This window comes from Dermacoccus nishinomiyaensis (assembly GCF_900447535.1).
In the GTDB taxonomy this organism is placed as follows: Bacteria; Actinomycetota; Actinomycetes; order Actinomycetales; family Dermatophilaceae; genus Dermacoccus; species Dermacoccus nishinomiyaensis.
The window spans coordinates 2,312,173-2,325,989 of record NZ_UFXX01000001.1; the positions used below are offsets into that span (position 1 = coordinate 2,312,173).

At 69.7% G+C, this 13,817-nt stretch carries 15 protein-coding genes; 8 read left to right on the top strand and 7 right to left on the bottom strand.

Annotated features, from left to right (window positions below; genetic code table 11):
• The first annotated feature begins 120 nt into the window (after positions 1 to 120).
• A complete protein-coding gene (locus DYE07_RS10770; RefSeq protein ID WP_074040199.1) occupies positions 121 to 708 on the top strand; it encodes a gluconokinase in 588 nt (195 codons plus the stop codon).
• Between the two features lie 88 nt (positions 709 to 796).
• On the opposite strand, the gene DYE07_RS10775 is transcribed toward DYE07_RS10770, so the two are convergent.
• The 7 genes from DYE07_RS10775 to DYE07_RS10800 all read right to left on the bottom strand — a co-directional run bounded on the left by DYE07_RS10775 (position 797) and on the right by DYE07_RS10800 (position 7,036).
• Entirely contained in the window at positions 797 to 1,693 is an 897-nt protein-coding gene (locus tag DYE07_RS10775) for an HhH-GPD family protein (protein ID WP_115296964.1), read from the bottom strand.
• A complete protein-coding gene (disA, locus tag DYE07_RS10780; protein WP_115296965.1) occupies positions 1,690 to 2,787 on the bottom strand; it encodes a DNA integrity scanning diadenylate cyclase DisA in 1,098 nt (365 codons plus the stop codon). The genes DYE07_RS10775 and disA overlap by 4 nt, the downstream gene beginning before the upstream one ends.
• A 132-nt stretch (positions 2,788 to 2,919) precedes the next feature.
• Entirely contained in the window at positions 2,920 to 3,765 is an 846-nt protein-coding gene (locus DYE07_RS10785) for an HpcH/HpaI aldolase/citrate lyase family protein (protein ID WP_006943934.1), read from the bottom strand.
• 358 nt (positions 3,766 to 4,123) lie between these two features.
• Positions 4,124 to 5,503 carry a DNA repair protein RadA gene (gene radA, locus DYE07_RS10790; RefSeq protein WP_115296966.1) on the bottom strand — a complete coding sequence of 460 codons (1,380 nt, stop codon included), beginning with the start codon at positions 5,501 to 5,503 and terminating at the stop codon, positions 4,124 to 4,126.
• A 186-nt stretch (positions 5,504 to 5,689) separates the two neighbouring features.
• The gene (locus DYE07_RS15220) at positions 5,690 to 5,851 is read right to left on the bottom strand and encodes a type II toxin-antitoxin system HicB family antitoxin (protein WP_237723987.1); all 162 of its coding nucleotides are present in this window, start codon (positions 5,849 to 5,851) and stop codon (positions 5,690 to 5,692) included.
• 10 nt (positions 5,852 to 5,861) lie between these two features.
• On the bottom strand, positions 5,862 to 6,026 hold the full coding sequence (locus DYE07_RS15225) for a hypothetical protein (RefSeq protein ID WP_237723776.1): 165 nt from the start codon (positions 6,024 to 6,026) through the stop codon (positions 5,862 to 5,864).
• A 158-nt stretch (positions 6,027 to 6,184) separates the two neighbouring features.
• Positions 6,185 to 7,036 (bottom strand): DUF3109 family protein, encoded by an 852-nt coding sequence (locus DYE07_RS10800; protein ID WP_038569458.1) that lies wholly within the window; start codon positions 7,034 to 7,036, stop codon positions 6,185 to 6,187.
• Positions 7,037 to 7,124: 88 nt separating this feature from the next.
• Here DYE07_RS10800 and DYE07_RS10805 point away from each other — a divergent pair, with 88 nt between their 5' ends.
• From DYE07_RS10805 to DYE07_RS10835, 7 genes are all read left to right on the top strand, one after another.
• On the top strand, positions 7,125 to 7,976 hold the full coding sequence (locus tag DYE07_RS10805) for a hypothetical protein (protein WP_115296967.1): 852 nt from the start codon (positions 7,125 to 7,127) through the stop codon (positions 7,974 to 7,976).
• An 18-nt stretch (positions 7,977 to 7,994) separates the two neighbouring features.
• Complete coding sequence (locus DYE07_RS10810) at positions 7,995 to 8,918, top strand: Ppx/GppA family phosphatase (protein WP_115296968.1); 924 nt, start codon at positions 7,995 to 7,997, stop codon at positions 8,916 to 8,918.
• The gene (locus tag DYE07_RS10815; protein ID WP_006944003.1) at positions 8,915 to 9,721 is read left to right on the top strand and encodes a sugar phosphate isomerase/epimerase family protein; all 807 of its coding nucleotides are present in this window, start codon (positions 8,915 to 8,917) and stop codon (positions 9,719 to 9,721) included. Before DYE07_RS10810 ends, DYE07_RS10815 begins: the two co-directional genes overlap by 4 nt.
• Positions 9,722 to 9,813: 92 nt before the next feature.
• Positions 9,814 to 10,758, top strand: coding sequence for a hypothetical protein (locus tag DYE07_RS10820; protein WP_147286926.1), 945 nt, complete (start codon positions 9,814 to 9,816; stop codon positions 10,756 to 10,758).
• Position 10,759: 1 nt separating this feature from the next.
• Positions 10,760 to 11,569: a pyrroline-5-carboxylate reductase gene (gene proC, locus DYE07_RS10825; protein WP_006943993.1), complete on the top strand. Its 810-nt coding sequence runs from the start codon at positions 10,760 to 10,762 to the stop codon at positions 11,567 to 11,569.
• 265 nt (positions 11,570 to 11,834) lie between these two features.
• A complete protein-coding gene (locus DYE07_RS10830) occupies positions 11,835 to 12,392 on the top strand; it encodes a GNAT family N-acetyltransferase (RefSeq protein ID WP_062255984.1) in 558 nt (185 codons plus the stop codon).
• Positions 12,393 to 12,396: 4 nt separating this feature from the next.
• A complete protein-coding gene (locus DYE07_RS10835) occupies positions 12,397 to 13,593 on the top strand; it encodes an acetoin utilization protein AcuC (protein ID WP_115296970.1) in 1,197 nt (398 codons plus the stop codon).
• Positions 13,594 to 13,817: the final 224 nt, after the last annotated feature.

A 13,817-nucleotide genomic window follows, 5' to 3' on the forward strand; every position in this document is an offset into this window, starting at 1 on the left:
GATGCACCCGGGTGCATCTGCGCGCAAGGGGGTTCGGTGTCCAGGGGCACCGATGTCCGCGAACGGGCCGGTGGCCAGAGCCAGTTCTCGGGTGAAGAATCGAACGTTAGGGTGAAAGGCATGAGCACACAACCGCAGCCCCAGTTCGTCATCGTCATGGGCGTCTCGGGCTCGGGCAAGACGACCGTCGCGACGGGTCTGGCCGACGCCATGGGGTGGACGTACGTCGAGGGCGACGACCTGCACCCGCAGGCCAACGTCGAGAAGATGCGCGCCGGCATCCCGCTGACGGACGAGGACCGCTGGCCGTGGCTGACGAAGATCGGCGAGTGGATCGACGAGCACGAGAGCCTCGGCAAGAGCGCCGTCATCACATGCAGTGCGCTCAAGCGCAGCTACCGTGAGCTGCTCCGCGAGGGGCGCCCGACGGTGTCGTTCTGCCACGTCGACGTCTCGCGCGAGCAGCTCGAACAGCGTCTCGCCGAGCGCACGGGTCACTACATGCCGGCGTCCCTGCTGCAGAGCCAGCTCGACACGCTCGAGCCGCTGCAGGCTGACGAGCCGGGCACCACCGTCGAGGCGAAGGGCGGGCAGGAAGCGGTTCTCGCCGAGGTGATGGAATCGCTCCACCTCCACGCGCCGGCCAACCCCGAGGCTGCGTACGTCAAGCCGACCGACGCCGGGCCACACGCCGATCACGCGAGCTGACGCTTCACTGACCGACCGACGATGTTGCCCGGGTTCCGGGGCGCCCGCGCCCCGAAACCCGGGCAACATCGTCGTCTGAGGGGGTGGCTCAGCGGCGGCCGGGCAGCGCGAACAGCTCGTCGTCGAGGGGGTCGACGAGACCGTCCTCGATGAGCGATGAGAGGCAGCGCTCGCGCTGGGCGTCGTCGTCCCAGGCCTCGTCGAGGCGGGCGCGTTCGACGGGGCCGTGCGCCTCGCGCAGCACCGCGAGCAGCTTGCCGCGCACCATCCGATCGGTGCCGGCCCAGGCCTGCGCACGCCGGGCGGGGCCGTCGTAGACGGGCGCGCCCGCGAGCTGCCAGGCGCAGGCGTCGATGATCGGGCAGGTGCCGCAGGCGGGGGCCTTCGCGGTGCACACGACCGCTCCGAACTCCATCGACGCGGCGTTCCACAGCACGTGATCGTCCTGCGGCAGCAGCAGCGCGGCGAGTCGGCGTTCTGCGGCGCTCAGGTTGGGTCGGGGGAACTCGACGCCGGTCACCGTACGCGCCTCGACGCGTCGGATGTTCGTGTCGATGACGGTGACGCGCTCACCGAACGCGAACGACGCGACGGCCGCTGCCGTGTACTCGCCGACGCCGGGCAGCGCGAGCAGGTCGTCGTGCGTCGACGGCACCTCGCCGCCGTGCCGTTCGACCATCGTGACGGCGGCGTCGTGCAGCCGCAGGGCACGACGCGGGTAGCCGAGGCGGCCCCAGTGGCGGACGGCCTCGCCTGGCGCGGCGGCCGCCAGGTCCGACGGGGTGGGCCAGCGCTCGAGCCATTCCTGCCAGATCGGAGCCACGCGCGCGACGGGCGTCTGCTGGCTCATGACCTCGGACAGGAAGATGCCCCACGGTGTCGTGTCGGGGGAGCGCCATGGCAGCGGGCGCGCGGCATCGAGGAACCAGGCGTTGAGACGTGCGACGAGGTCGTCGCGCTGTGCCTCCGGAAGCAGCGTGCTCACACGTAGCGTTCGAGGATGCTGCTCTCGGCGAGGCGCGAGAGCCCTTCGCGCACGGCGCGGGCGCGCGATTCGCCGACGCCGTCAACGGTGAGCAGGTCGTCGAAGTCCGCGGCGAGCAGGGCCTGCAGGCTGCCGAAATGGTCGACGAGTCGGTCGATGATCGCGCCGGGCAGGCGCGGCACCTTCGACAGCAACCGGTAGCCGCGCGGAGTGACGAGGGCGTCGAGCGCGTCACCCGCGACGGCGAAGCCGACCGCGCGCGCGTTGGCGCTGATGTCGATGAGGTCGTCGCTGCTCAGCGAGGCGAGGTTCGCGTCGGCCTGTTCGAGCGTGTAGCCGTCGCGTGAGGATTCCAGGTAGTCACGGATGACAAGTTCACGGTCGTTGCCGAGGGCGCCGATGAGTTCCTGCAGCTGCAGGTCGATAAGGCGTCCGTCGGTGCCGAGTTCGACGACGTAGGAGGAGATCTCCTCGCTGATACGCCGCACCATCTCGAGGCGCTGAAGCACCTGGGCGACGTCACGCACCGTCACCAAGTCTTCGATCTCGAGAGCGGAGAGGGAGCCAGTGACCTCGTCGAGGCGCTTCTTGTAACGCTCGAGCGTCTGCAGCGCCTGCCCGGCGCGCGACAGGATCGCGGGCGAGCCCTCGAGCACGTGACGCATGCCGCCGACGTACACGGCGATGATCTGCATCGACTGGCTGACGGAGATGACGGGGAAACCGGTCTGCTTCGCGACACGTTCGGCCGTGCGGTGACGGGTGCCGGACTCGCGCGTCTCGATGCTCGAATCGGGGACGAACTGGATCGCCGCACCGATGATCTTCTCCAGGCCAGAGCTGACGACGATGCCGCCGTCCATCTTCGCGAGTTCGCGCAGGCGCGTCGCGGAGAAGTCGATGTTGATCGGGAAGCCGCCCGTCGAGATCTTGTCGACGACGTCGTCGTGCCCGACGACGATGAGCGCTCCGGTGCGCCCGCGCAGGATGCGTTCGAGAGCGTCGCGCAGTTCGGTGCCGGGAGCGATGGCGGCGAGGGTCTCCCAGAGCAGGGCCTCGTTGGATCGCTCAGTCACACTTGCCTCTTTTGCCATGACCCACCTGCTCGTCTCGTTCCTCACCCACCGTGAACTCTACTGACTGCGGGTGCGCGCGAGCACGCGCCGACATCACATCGTGACGTGGCGGCGCGCACCCACCCGCTCAGGTGTCGCGATGTCTGCTGATCAGACCGTCCAGAGCCCGTAGGACTCACCGAGATTGCGGATCTTCTGCGCTCGTGCCAGGCGCGGCGCGTAGCTGCCGTCGCGTGTACCGCCGCCGTGCTCGTGCGAGTCGAGCAGTTCGGCGGCCCACTCGATCTCAGAGTGGCTGGGGGACAGGCCACGGTTGATCGGGTCGGTCTGGTCGATGCGCAGCGTCAGCTTGCCCGTCATGCCCATGTTCTGGGTGACCTTGCACGCCTCGAGCAGCTCGTCCTCGGAGTCGGTGAGGGTCGGGCCGTCGATCGGACCGGGCAGCTGGCCGACGCGGGAGGCGACGACGAGCTTGGAGCGCGCGTACGCGAGCGCCATCGGGTCGGCGCCCGCGCCGGTGTCGCGGCGGAAGTCGCCGACACCGAACGCGAGGCGGAAGGTGCCCGGGGCGGACGCGATCGACGTTGCGTTCTCGATGCCGATGGCCGACTCGACGAGCGCGAGGACGGGGGTTCCCGGGTTGAGGCGCATCGCCGTGAGCGTGACGTGCTCGGGCTTCTCCGTCTTCGCCAGCATGACGCCGCGCAGGCCGGGGATGCCGTGGAGGGCGTTGAGGTCGTCCTCCCAGAACTCGGTGTTGATGTCGTTGATGCGCACCCAACCGGTCGCGCCGTCCTCGAGGGCCTTGACGACGTTGTCGCGCGCCGTGGACTTGTCGGCCGCAGGCGCGGCATCCTCGATGTCGAAGATGACGGAATCGGCCTCGGAGGCGAGGGCCGCGTCGAAGAGTTCGGGCTTCATGGCGCTGGCGAGCAGCCAGCTACGGGACAGCTGCGCGGGCAGAGCGGCAGCGCGGGCGTTACGTCCGGAAAACACGTCTGGTTCATCCTCAGGTCGTCGTCGTACTCGGCGCAGCCATGCGGCGCGCTCGATGCCTCTGGCACCTTAGTGCCGGGTTTGGGTTACTTCGCAGTACCGATCGCGGCCTGTGATGGTGGCCACACGTGGTGAGGGGTTGTCTTCCAGGTTAGGGAAACCGTGGCCGGGGTGGGCGGATGGATCACGTCGTGGTCGGTGGGGGTGCTGATGGTCGACTGGGATGTCTCGGGCGTGGTGGCGGGGCGGCTGCGTCACGTGGGTGAGGATGAGTCAGTCGTGACTGACTCGTCGGGACGTAAGTGACTCAACTGGCCGGTGGGAATCCGGGCCCTCGGGGCATCGCTGACCGGGCCGCTCAATCACCTGATGCCGTTCCGACGGCACGCATCGCCGAGCCGAGGTCGGCGCACTCGGCGATGCGCATGCCCGCGGGGGTCTTCTCGGTGCCGAGCGACCCGGCAGGAATGATCGCCTTGTCGAACCCGATGCGCGCCGCCTCGGCGAGACGCCGCGCCACACCGCTGACGGCGCGGATGTCTCCCGAAAGTCCCACCTCGCCGACGGCGATGAGCCCCGCCGGCAGCGGTTTCTCCTGCGCCGAACTGAGCAGGGACAACGCGACGGCGAGGTCGGACGCCGGTTCGCTCAGCTTCGCGCCCCCGACCGTCGAGACGTAGCAGTCGGCACGGCTGACAGGGGCACCCGCGCGGCGTTCGAGGACGGCGAGGATCATGGCGGTCCTCGAGGAGTCGACCCCTGACGTCGTGCGGCGCGGCGAACCACCTGCCGACGGCGCGACGAGCGCCTGTACCTCCGTCACGAGTGGTCGGCGACCCTCGAGCGTCACCGTGACGCACGTACCAGCGACGGGCTTGTCGCGCGAGGTGAGGAACAGTGAGCTCGGGTCCGACAGACCCTGGATGCCGCCGTCGGACAGGTCGAAGCAACCGACCTCGTCGGTCGGCCCGTAGCGGTTCTTGACCGCGCGCACGAGCCGCAGACGCGAGTGACGTTCGCCCTCGAAGGTGATGACGACGTCGACGAGGTGCTCCAACAGACGGGGGCCGGCGATCGAACCGTCCTTCGTCACGTGCCCGACGAGCACCGTCGAGATGTTGCGGGCTTTCGCCACCTGGATGATGGCGGCCGCGACCTCGCGCACCTGCGAGACGTTGCCGGCCGAACCGTCGACCTCGGCGCTCGCGATCGTCTGCACGGAGTCGATGACGAGGAACGTCGGTTGGACCGCATCGATGTGCGCGAGCACGGTGGCGAGGTCGGTCTCGCTCGCGAGGTAGAGCGTGTCGGCGACCGCGTCCGTGCGGTCGGCGCGCAGACGCACCTGCGCCGCGGATTCCTCGCCGCTGACGTAGAGCACCTTCGTGTCAGCGCGCGCCGCGCGCGCGGCGACGTCGAGCAGCAGCGTCGACTTGCCGATGCCCGGCTCTCCCGCGACGAGCATGACGGCGCCCGGTACGAGGCCACCACCCAGGACGCGGTCGAACTCGCCGACGCCCGTCGTCGTGACGGACGCCTTCGTCGCGTCCACGTCGCCGATCGGCTTGGCCGGGTTGGCCACCTTCGACGCGGCCTGGGTGCGAACGGCGACGGGCCCGCCGACCTCCTCGACGGTGCCCCACGCCTGACACTCACCGCATCGCCCGACCCACTTGACCGTCTGCCACCCACACTCGGTGCAGCGGTACGTCGTTCGCTTCGAAGCCTTGCTCGCCATGGTCGAAACCCTAGACGCGAGCGCCGACAACCCCGGAATGGCGGGTAATCCTGCGCTCAGCCGCCCCGGGAGCGTCCTTCGCCCCCTCAGCCACCACCGTCGCGATGTTGTGTCATCAAAGCGTGAAATGGCGCGCGTTCACGACGCAACATCCGCAGACTCGGGAGGCAGTCACGCCACAGCTCGTCACGTCGCCAGTTTGCTCACGACGTATTGGTTGAGGCTGACATTCTGTTGGGCCGACTCCCGCGCCAGTCGACGGTGAAGCTCCTGCGGCAGTCGGACGTTGAACTTTCCCGAGTACGTCCGTCGCGAAAGAGGCGGCGGTTCTTCACCCGACGTGCGCATGTCGGTCAGGTCATCGTCCACCAAGGTGGTGATGCCCGGTGAGCGCGGCCGTCTGGGAGTCGGCCAGCCATGAGAGCGAGGGGAACTCTGCGCAGGTGGCAACGAACGCGCCATCTTCCGATGACCAGAACACGCGGTAGTCGTACTCGGCGGCAGAGGGGACGGTCGCGTTCACGGCACAGTGCTCCCCTGGGGCTTGGCGGCGGCGTCGAGGGCTCGCTTCGCCCGTCGCCACATCCCAATGTTTCCACGGTCACGGTACTGAACGCCAAGGTGTGAGCCGGCCATGCCTGCCGCCCCACCGAGCACGACATCCTCATGCACGACAGCGCGTCAGCGGCCCTGCGCCTCCAGCGTCGCGGGATGCACGTACAGCGGCAGCAGGTCGCGTCCGGCAGGTGTGACGGCCAGCGCGGCAGCCGCTGCGAGGTGCGCCTCGCAGTACGTGACGAGCACGTCGTAGGCGGCCTGGCCCATGAGCTCGACCAATTCGGGTCGCTGCGAGACGTAGACCGGCTCGGCTCCCACGTGCGCCTCGGAGTTGCCCGAGCAGTACCAGTCGAGGTCGTGCCCGCCCGAACCCCATCCGCGACGGTCGTACTCGGCGATCGTCGTCTCGAGATACTCCTCACCGTCGGGCAGCGTCACGCGACGATACGAACGTCGGATCGGCAACTGCCAGCACACCTCGGGCTTGAGCGACCACGGCTCGACGCCCGTCGCCCACGCCTTCTGATGCAGCGCGCAACCCAGGCCGGGGCCGGCCGTCCTCACGTCGTCCGAACCCTCCACCGACGAGGTGACGTCACCGAATCCCGGCCGGTTCAAGAAGATGCAGGCACCCTCGACGACGCGCGTCTTGCGGTCGCCGTCCTCGTCGACCTCGACCCAGCCGTCAGCCGAGTGGCCCTCGTCGTAGAACTGCCATTCGTCGCGGGTCAACGTCTTCATGACCGACGCGGTGTGCGCCTCGTCCTCGTCGCCGGTGAAGTGCGCGCCGAGCACGCAGCATCCCAGGTCGGGCTTCGACGCATCGATGCCGCAGCATCCGTCGCCGAACGTGCACGTCCAGTTCGACGTCAACCACGTGAGGTCGCAGCGGAAGCGCTCGACGGCGTCCGCCTCGCTCGCCGGGTCGTCGAACTCGACCCAGGTGCGCGGTATCTCGAGATCGCATTCAGCCACGCCCGCGATGATAGGTGCTCGCCGCCCGGCGCGGGTATCGTCGAGGTCCCGCCGCAGACACCCGTGACGCCGACAGGGGAGGCCACGCATGACCTCGCGCACGAGCCTCGCTGCCGGCACCCTCGCACTCTCCCTGCTGACCGGGTGCAGCGCCCTCACGACGCGCAGCGCCTCGAACCCCACCTCGAGTTCGACGACGAGCCCCGCCACCACGCCCGCGGCCCGGATGGCGCAGAGCGGCATCGCCGAGAAGGTCGGGTCGCAACCGCGCACGCAGTCGAAGGGCGGCGCGATGGTCGTCGCCGTTACCAACGCCGTCATCCCCTCCGGGATCGTGACGGCGAGTGAGCGCGCCGTCTCCGCCGTGCGCGGCCTCGACCGTCACGCCTCTGCGAATCCGTTGCTCGTCGTCGTGCCGCGCGATGACGCCGACTTCAAGAAGTACACGGGCACCGAGCCGGGCAGCCAGCTCGCGAGCACGGTGACGCGCGGCGGCACGTTGCCGTTCGTCGTCGTCGCGCCGTGGACGGTGCGTCACGCGAACGACGTGACGGCCCGCGAGACACTCGCACACGAGGCGTTCCACGCCCTCACGCTCGAGAAGCTGCGCGAGACGCGGCCGCTGTGGCTGCTCGAGGGGTGGGCCGAGTACGTCGGCCAGAAGCTCGTCCCGCAGGCGCCGCACAAGCGCACCGACATCCGTCCGCATCTGCCGAGCGACGAGGAACTGCGCGGCGCGAACGCCGCCGAAGCGTACTACGTGGCGTTCACGTTCGCGCGTTTCCTGCGCGAGACGTACGGCAACGGCGCCGTCATGGCGTTCTACACCGACGCCGTCACGACGACGACCGACATCGAGACCCTCGCGCAGCGGCACTTCCACAAGGGCCTCACCCAGCTGGAGACCGACTACGACGCCTGGTACCCCACGTTCCGCTGAGCCGGATACCCTGCGACCATGCGCCTCGGAGTCATCGACGTCGGTTCCAACACCGTGCACCTGCTCGTCGTCGATGCGCACCCCGGCGCCCAGCCGTTGCCCGCGATGTCGCACAAGCGCGTGCTGCGCCTGTCCGAACACGTCACCGCCGACGGCTTCATCGACGCATCCGGTATCGCCGATCTGACGCAGTTCGTCGGCGAATGCGTGACGATCGCCGAAGACGCCGGCATCAGCGAACTCATGTCGTTCGTGACGTCCGCGGTGCGCGAGGCGCCCAACGGGCAGGCCGTCCTCGATCATGTGCGTGAGCACACCGGCCAGGAGCTGCGCGTGCTGACGGGCGAGGAGGAGGCGCGCGTGACGTTCCTCGCCGCGCGCCGCTGGTTCGGCTGGTCGAGCGGGCGCCTGTTCGGCATCGACATCGGCGGCGGCTCGCTCGAACTCGCGACGGGTATCGACGAGACGCCCGACACCGCCGTCAGTCTGCCGCTGGGGGCCGGGCGCCTCACGCGTGAGCTGGCGGGCGATCCGCCGTCCGCGGAAGATCTGCGCGCCCTGCGCACGCGCGTGCGCGCCGAGATCGCCGGCGTCGCACGGGATCTGACGCGCTGGGGCACACCTGATCGCACCGTCGGCACGAGCAAGACGATCCGTTCCCTCGCGCGCCTGACGGGGGCCGCGCCGTCGAGCGACGGCCCGTTCGCGCCGCGCTCGCTCGCCCGCGCAGGCCTCAGCGACCTCGTCCCGCGACTCGCGGCGATGACGGCGACCGAACGCGCGCAGCTGCCCGGCGTCAGCGTCGAACGCAGCGCGCAGGTGCTCGCCGGTGCCGTCGTCATCGAGGCGACGATGGATCTGTTCGACGTCGACTCCCTCGACGTGTGCCCCTGGGCGTTGCGCGAGGGGCTCATCCTGCGCCGATTGGACGCGCTGGCGTGAGCATCCGCGTCGGTCTGTCCACCGCGTCGTGCTACCCGTTGAGCACGGCGGCGGCCTTCCGCATCGCAGCCGAACTCGGCTACGACGGCGTCGAGGTCATGGTCTGGACCGAACCGGCGAGCCAGGACGCGCGGGCCCTGCGCGAGCTGTCCGAACGTCACGGCGTGCCGATCCTGTCGATCCACGCCCCGACGCTGTTGCTCACGCAACGTGTCATGGGCAACGAGCCGTGGGGCAAGATCGACCGTTCCGTCGACCTCGCGCGCGACGTGGGAGCCGGCACGGTCGTCCTGCACCCGCCGTTCCGGTGGCAGAAGGAGTACGCGACGGGGTTCGTCGACGGCGTCGCGCAACGTGAGGCCCGCCACCCGGAGATCAAGCTCGCCGTCGAGAACATGTTCCCGTGGCGCGCTCGCGGACGCGAGGTGCAGGCGTACCTGCCCCACTGGGATCTGCGGCGCAACCACTACGCGCACACGACGCTCGACCTGTCGCACACGGCGACGTCCGGCAGCGACGCCATCGCCGTTGCCGAAGAACTCGGCGACCGCCTCAGCCACATCCACCTCGCCGACGGGCTCGGCTCCTACAAGGACGAGCACCTCGTTCCGGGGCGCGGCACGCAGCCGTGCGCGCAGATGCTCGAGATGCTCGCGCGTGACGAGTTCGGCGGCGACGTCGTCGTCGAGGTCGGCACGCGACGCCTGTCCGACGAAGACCGGCTCGTCGACCTCGCCGAGGCGCTCGCGTTCGCGCGGCTGCACCTCGCGATCGGGGCCGGACGCATCAGTTCGCCGTTCTGACGAACCCGCCCCGTGCAGCCGCGAGACGGGGTGCCGACGCACGGATGGGCCACGTAGGCTGGGTCGAAACGTCGACGAAGGAGGTGGCGCCGATGCCGAAGTACTCGTTCGGTCCGCGTCTGCCCGCAGCCACGTCGAAGGTCGTCTCGGCGGCGTCGCGTGGGCCGATCGCGCGCGCCGCGGCGAAGTCGCTCGTCGCCGGTGAGGGCATCGACGACGCCATCCGCGTCACCGACGAACTCACGAGCGCAGCAGCCGGCACTACCGCTGAAAGCCCCGACGAACATCCCCGTATCTCGTGGCGCCCGCTGCTCGTGCCGCCGGCGAGCACGGACGACCTGCTCACCGTCCAGGCCGACACGATCGGCGCAGTGAGCGCGCTCGCCGCGACCGGCGCGCCGTCACCGGATCTGACGATCGACGTCGGCACGTTCGGCGTCTTCGCCGATGACGTCTCGGGCGGCGTCCTCATCAACAGTCTGCGCGAGGTCGGGCAGGCCGCGCGCAACGCGGGGGTGACGCTGACGCTCACCGTCACCGACCCCCTCTACATCCAGGCCGTCTACGTGCTCGGCGACGAACTGCGCCAGGATTTTCCGGAGACCGGCATCGTGCTGCCCACCCGCCTGCGCGGCGCGTCCGACGACCTGAGCGACCTCGCCACGAACGGGCGTCGCGTGCGTCTGACGACGGAACGCCTCGACGCCGCGCTCGGCATGACATCGGCGCGCGAGAGCGGCAACGCGTTCGTCGACATCACGAAGGCGCTGCTCGACGCGCAGGCCGTCACGGCTTTCGACACCGACGACGCGCTGCTGCTCGACATCGCCGCCTCCCTCGTGCGCCGCCATGACGCGCAGGGCGCCGAGGTCGTCACCCCGCTCGGCGTCACGGCCCCGACCCACCACGATGACGCCTTCGCGCGCCGCGTCGTCGTCCCGTACGGCCCGATGTGGTCGACATACGTCGCGAGCGCGCTCGCGGGGCGGCCGTCGTTGGCACTGACGCTGCCCAACCCCGTTCGACGCAGGAGATGACATGACGAAGTCCGCCCGCCGCATCGCGTTCATCGGCACCGGCAACATGAACGAGGCCGTCATGGCCGGCGCTCTCGCAGGCGGTTTCGACGCGGATGACGTCGTCGCCACGTCGCGTCGCGAGGAGCGTGGCGCGCAGTTGCGCGAGAAGTACGGCGTCGCGACGATGACGTCGAACCCCGACGCCGTCGCGAGCGCCGAGACGGTCGTGCTCGGCGTGAAGCCGTACCAGCTCGACGACGTGCTCGAGGAGATCGGCCCGCATCTCGCGGACGGCGCCGTCGTCGTCAGCCTCGCCGTGGGGCGATCGACCATCTCGCTCGAGGAGCACCTGCCCGACGGCGCCGCGGTCGTCCGCGTCATGCCGAACACTCCCGCGATGGTCGGGGCGGGCATGCACGCGGTGACGCCCGGCGCACACTGCGACGACGACCAACTGGCGCGCGCGAAGACGCTCCTCGCCGCGTCGGGCGACGTCATCACGGTCGCCGAGAAGGACCACGACGCCGTGACGGCGGTCTCCGGCAGCGGCCCGGCGTACCTGTTCTACCTCGCCGATGCGATGATCGAGGCGGGCGTCCTGCTCGGCCTGCAGCGCGATGTCGCGCACCGTCTCGCCGTTCAGACGATCGTCGGCGCGGGCACGATGCTCGCGGAGTCGGGGGAGTCGCCCGTCCAGCTGCGCGAGAAGGTCTCGAGCCCCGGCGGGACCACGATCACGGCGCTCGCCGAACTCGACCAGCGGGCCGTGCGCGCGGCGATGGTGGCGGCGATGAAGGCCTGCCACGACAAGTCCGCGTCGATGGGTTGAGCTCGTAGGGCTCGATCGGCGGGAAGAACCAGCAGGGAAGAATCAACACGGCTGAATCAGCGGGGCGTGTCGTTCGTGCGACGCTTCGGCGCTTCCTCGACTCGCTTCCGTCCGCCCCTCGATCGCTCGTTCACCCGATGTTCACCTATCCAAGAACGTTGACGGGCAAGCAGATTGCGCGCCTGATCGCGGCCGCTGCTCCCGGCATCCGGCGCACGGCACCCCCAGCGCCCATCGGCTCAGCCAAACGTGGTTCGATATGCGCATGACTGCGTTGACTGTACGAACCCTTGGCGAAGACGACTGGCAGATCTACCGCGACGTTCGCCTGAGCGCTCTCGAGGAGTCGCCGGAGGCCTTCGCGGCGTCGTCGTCCGCCGAGAAGCAGCTCGACGAGAGCGCGTGGCGTCGACGCATGGCGCGTGCGCGCCGCATCCTCGCGACCGACGAGAACGGCGACAAGGTCGGCGTCGTCTCGCTGCGCAGCGATGTGCGTGACGACGAGGAGTCGCCGTACGGCGAGCTGTTCGGCCTGTGGGTCACGCCCGACGCGCGTGGCACGGGCGTCGCCGTCGCGCTGCTCGAAGCTGTTCTCGAGCAGGCGCGCAAGGAGAGCCTGGGCGCCGTCATCTACTGGGTCGGCACCGACAACGCGCGTGGTGTGGCGTTCGCGTCGAGCCGCGGTTTCCTGCCGACCGAGCACCGTCGTCCGATGAACCCGAACTCGTCCGACACCGAGTCCGAGGAAGAGGCTGCGTTCGTCTACCCGGTCGGTGCCGACGAGACCTCCATCCCGAGCGACGTCCTCGACGCGCGTCACTGACGTCATGCCCCACCCGACCCTCGTCATCTGGGACGCCGCGCTGACGCGGTACGACTTCGGTGAGGGTCACCCGATGAACCCTCTGCGGCTCGCGCTGACTGCGCGCCTCGCGGAGGGTCTCGGCGTTCTGGGGCATGTCGACGTCGAGGCGCCGCGCCTGCCCGACGGAAGCGACGAGTTTCTCCTCAGCGTCCACTCGCGCGCTTACGTCGACGCTGTCGAGGCCGCATCGGCGAACCCGGCGGACGCCGATACGTCGTTCGGTCTGGGCACGGAGGACGACCCGGCGTTCGTCGGCATGCACGACGTCTCCGCGCTCATCGCGGCCGGTACGCTGCGCGCCGTCCAGGCCGTGCACACCGGTGAGTACGAGCACGCGGTCAACTTCACCGGCGGCCTGCACCACGCGATGCCCGACGCGGCGAGCGGTTTCTGCATCTACAACGACGCGGCGATCGGCATCCAGTGGTTGCTCGATCAGGGCGTCGAGCGCGTCGCGTACGTCGACATCGACGTCCACCACGGCGACGGCGTCGAGAAGACGTTCTGGAACGACCCGCGCGTGCTGACCATCTCGATCCACGAGTCGGGCACCGTGCTGTTCCCCGGCACCGGCTTCGCCCGCGACTGCGGCGGGCCCGAGGCCGAGGGCATGGCCGTCAACGTGTCGCTGCCGCCCGGCACGGGCGACGCCGAGTGGCTGCGCGCGCTGCACGCCGTCGTCCACCCTGTCGTGACGGCCTTCGCGCCGCAGGTGCTCGTCACCCAGCACGGTTGCGACTCGCACTACTCCGACCCGCTCGCGCACATGGTGCTGACGGTCGACGCGCAGAAGATGGCGCATCAGTCGCTGCACGAGCTCGCGCACGACGTGTGCGACGGGCGCTGGGTCGCGCTCGGCGGCGGCGGGTACGAGCTCGTCGACGTCGTCCCGCGCTCGTGGACGCACCTGACGGCCATCGCCGCCGATCACCCGATCCCGCTCGAGACGCCGACGCCGGACGAGTGGCGCCGCCACGTCGAGGCCATCACGGGGCGCACGGCGCCGACGAAGATGGGTGACGGTGTCGCCGAGAACGACGACGTATGGTTCCAGTCGTGGGCCTCCGGCATGCATCCCGAGTCGCAGGTCGACCAGGCCGTCATGGCGACACGTGAAGCCGTCTTCCCGCATCATGGCCTCGACGTCTGGTTCGACTGACGTCCACCTTGCCCGGCAGTGACGACCCGTGGGCGATGGGCGCGAGCGCCACGACGGGACGTCGAAGCACTCGCCGGTGAACGGCGCGTCACCCCCACGAGTCGCGCAGCAAAACAGCAGACGATAGGATGGCTCAGATATTCCCGTGGCCGACCCACCTCGCGGTGGGGCAGGAACGCACCGGCGAATGTCGGCACGGGCATCGCCAAGGACAACAGGTAAGG

Coding starts and splice junctions, on each gene's coding strand:
- DYE07_RS10770 (WP_074040199.1), top strand. CDS start 121: ATGAGCACACAACCGCAGCCCCAGTTCGTCATCGTCATGGGCGTCTCG.
- disA (WP_115296965.1), bottom strand. CDS start 2,787: ATGGCAAAAGAGGCAAGTGTGACTGAGCGATCCAACGAGGCCCTGCTC.
- radA (WP_115296966.1), bottom strand. CDS start 5,503: ATGGCGAGCAAGGCTTCGAAGCGAACGACGTACCGCTGCACCGAGTGT.
- DYE07_RS15220 (WP_237723987.1), bottom strand. CDS start 5,851: ATGCGCACGTCGGGTGAAGAACCGCCGCCTCTTTCGCGACGGACGTAC.
- DYE07_RS10805 (WP_115296967.1), top strand. CDS start 7,125: ATGACCTCGCGCACGAGCCTCGCTGCCGGCACCCTCGCACTCTCCCTG.
- DYE07_RS10810 (WP_115296968.1), top strand. CDS start 7,995: ATGCGCCTCGGAGTCATCGACGTCGGTTCCAACACCGTGCACCTGCTC.
- DYE07_RS10820 (WP_147286926.1), top strand. CDS start 9,814: ATGCCGAAGTACTCGTTCGGTCCGCGTCTGCCCGCAGCCACGTCGAAG.
- proC (WP_006943993.1), top strand. CDS start 10,760: ATGACGAAGTCCGCCCGCCGCATCGCGTTCATCGGCACCGGCAACATG.
- DYE07_RS10830 (WP_062255984.1), top strand. CDS start 11,835: ATGACTGCGTTGACTGTACGAACCCTTGGCGAAGACGACTGGCAGATC.
- DYE07_RS10835 (WP_115296970.1), top strand. CDS start 12,397: ATGCCCCACCCGACCCTCGTCATCTGGGACGCCGCGCTGACGCGGTAC.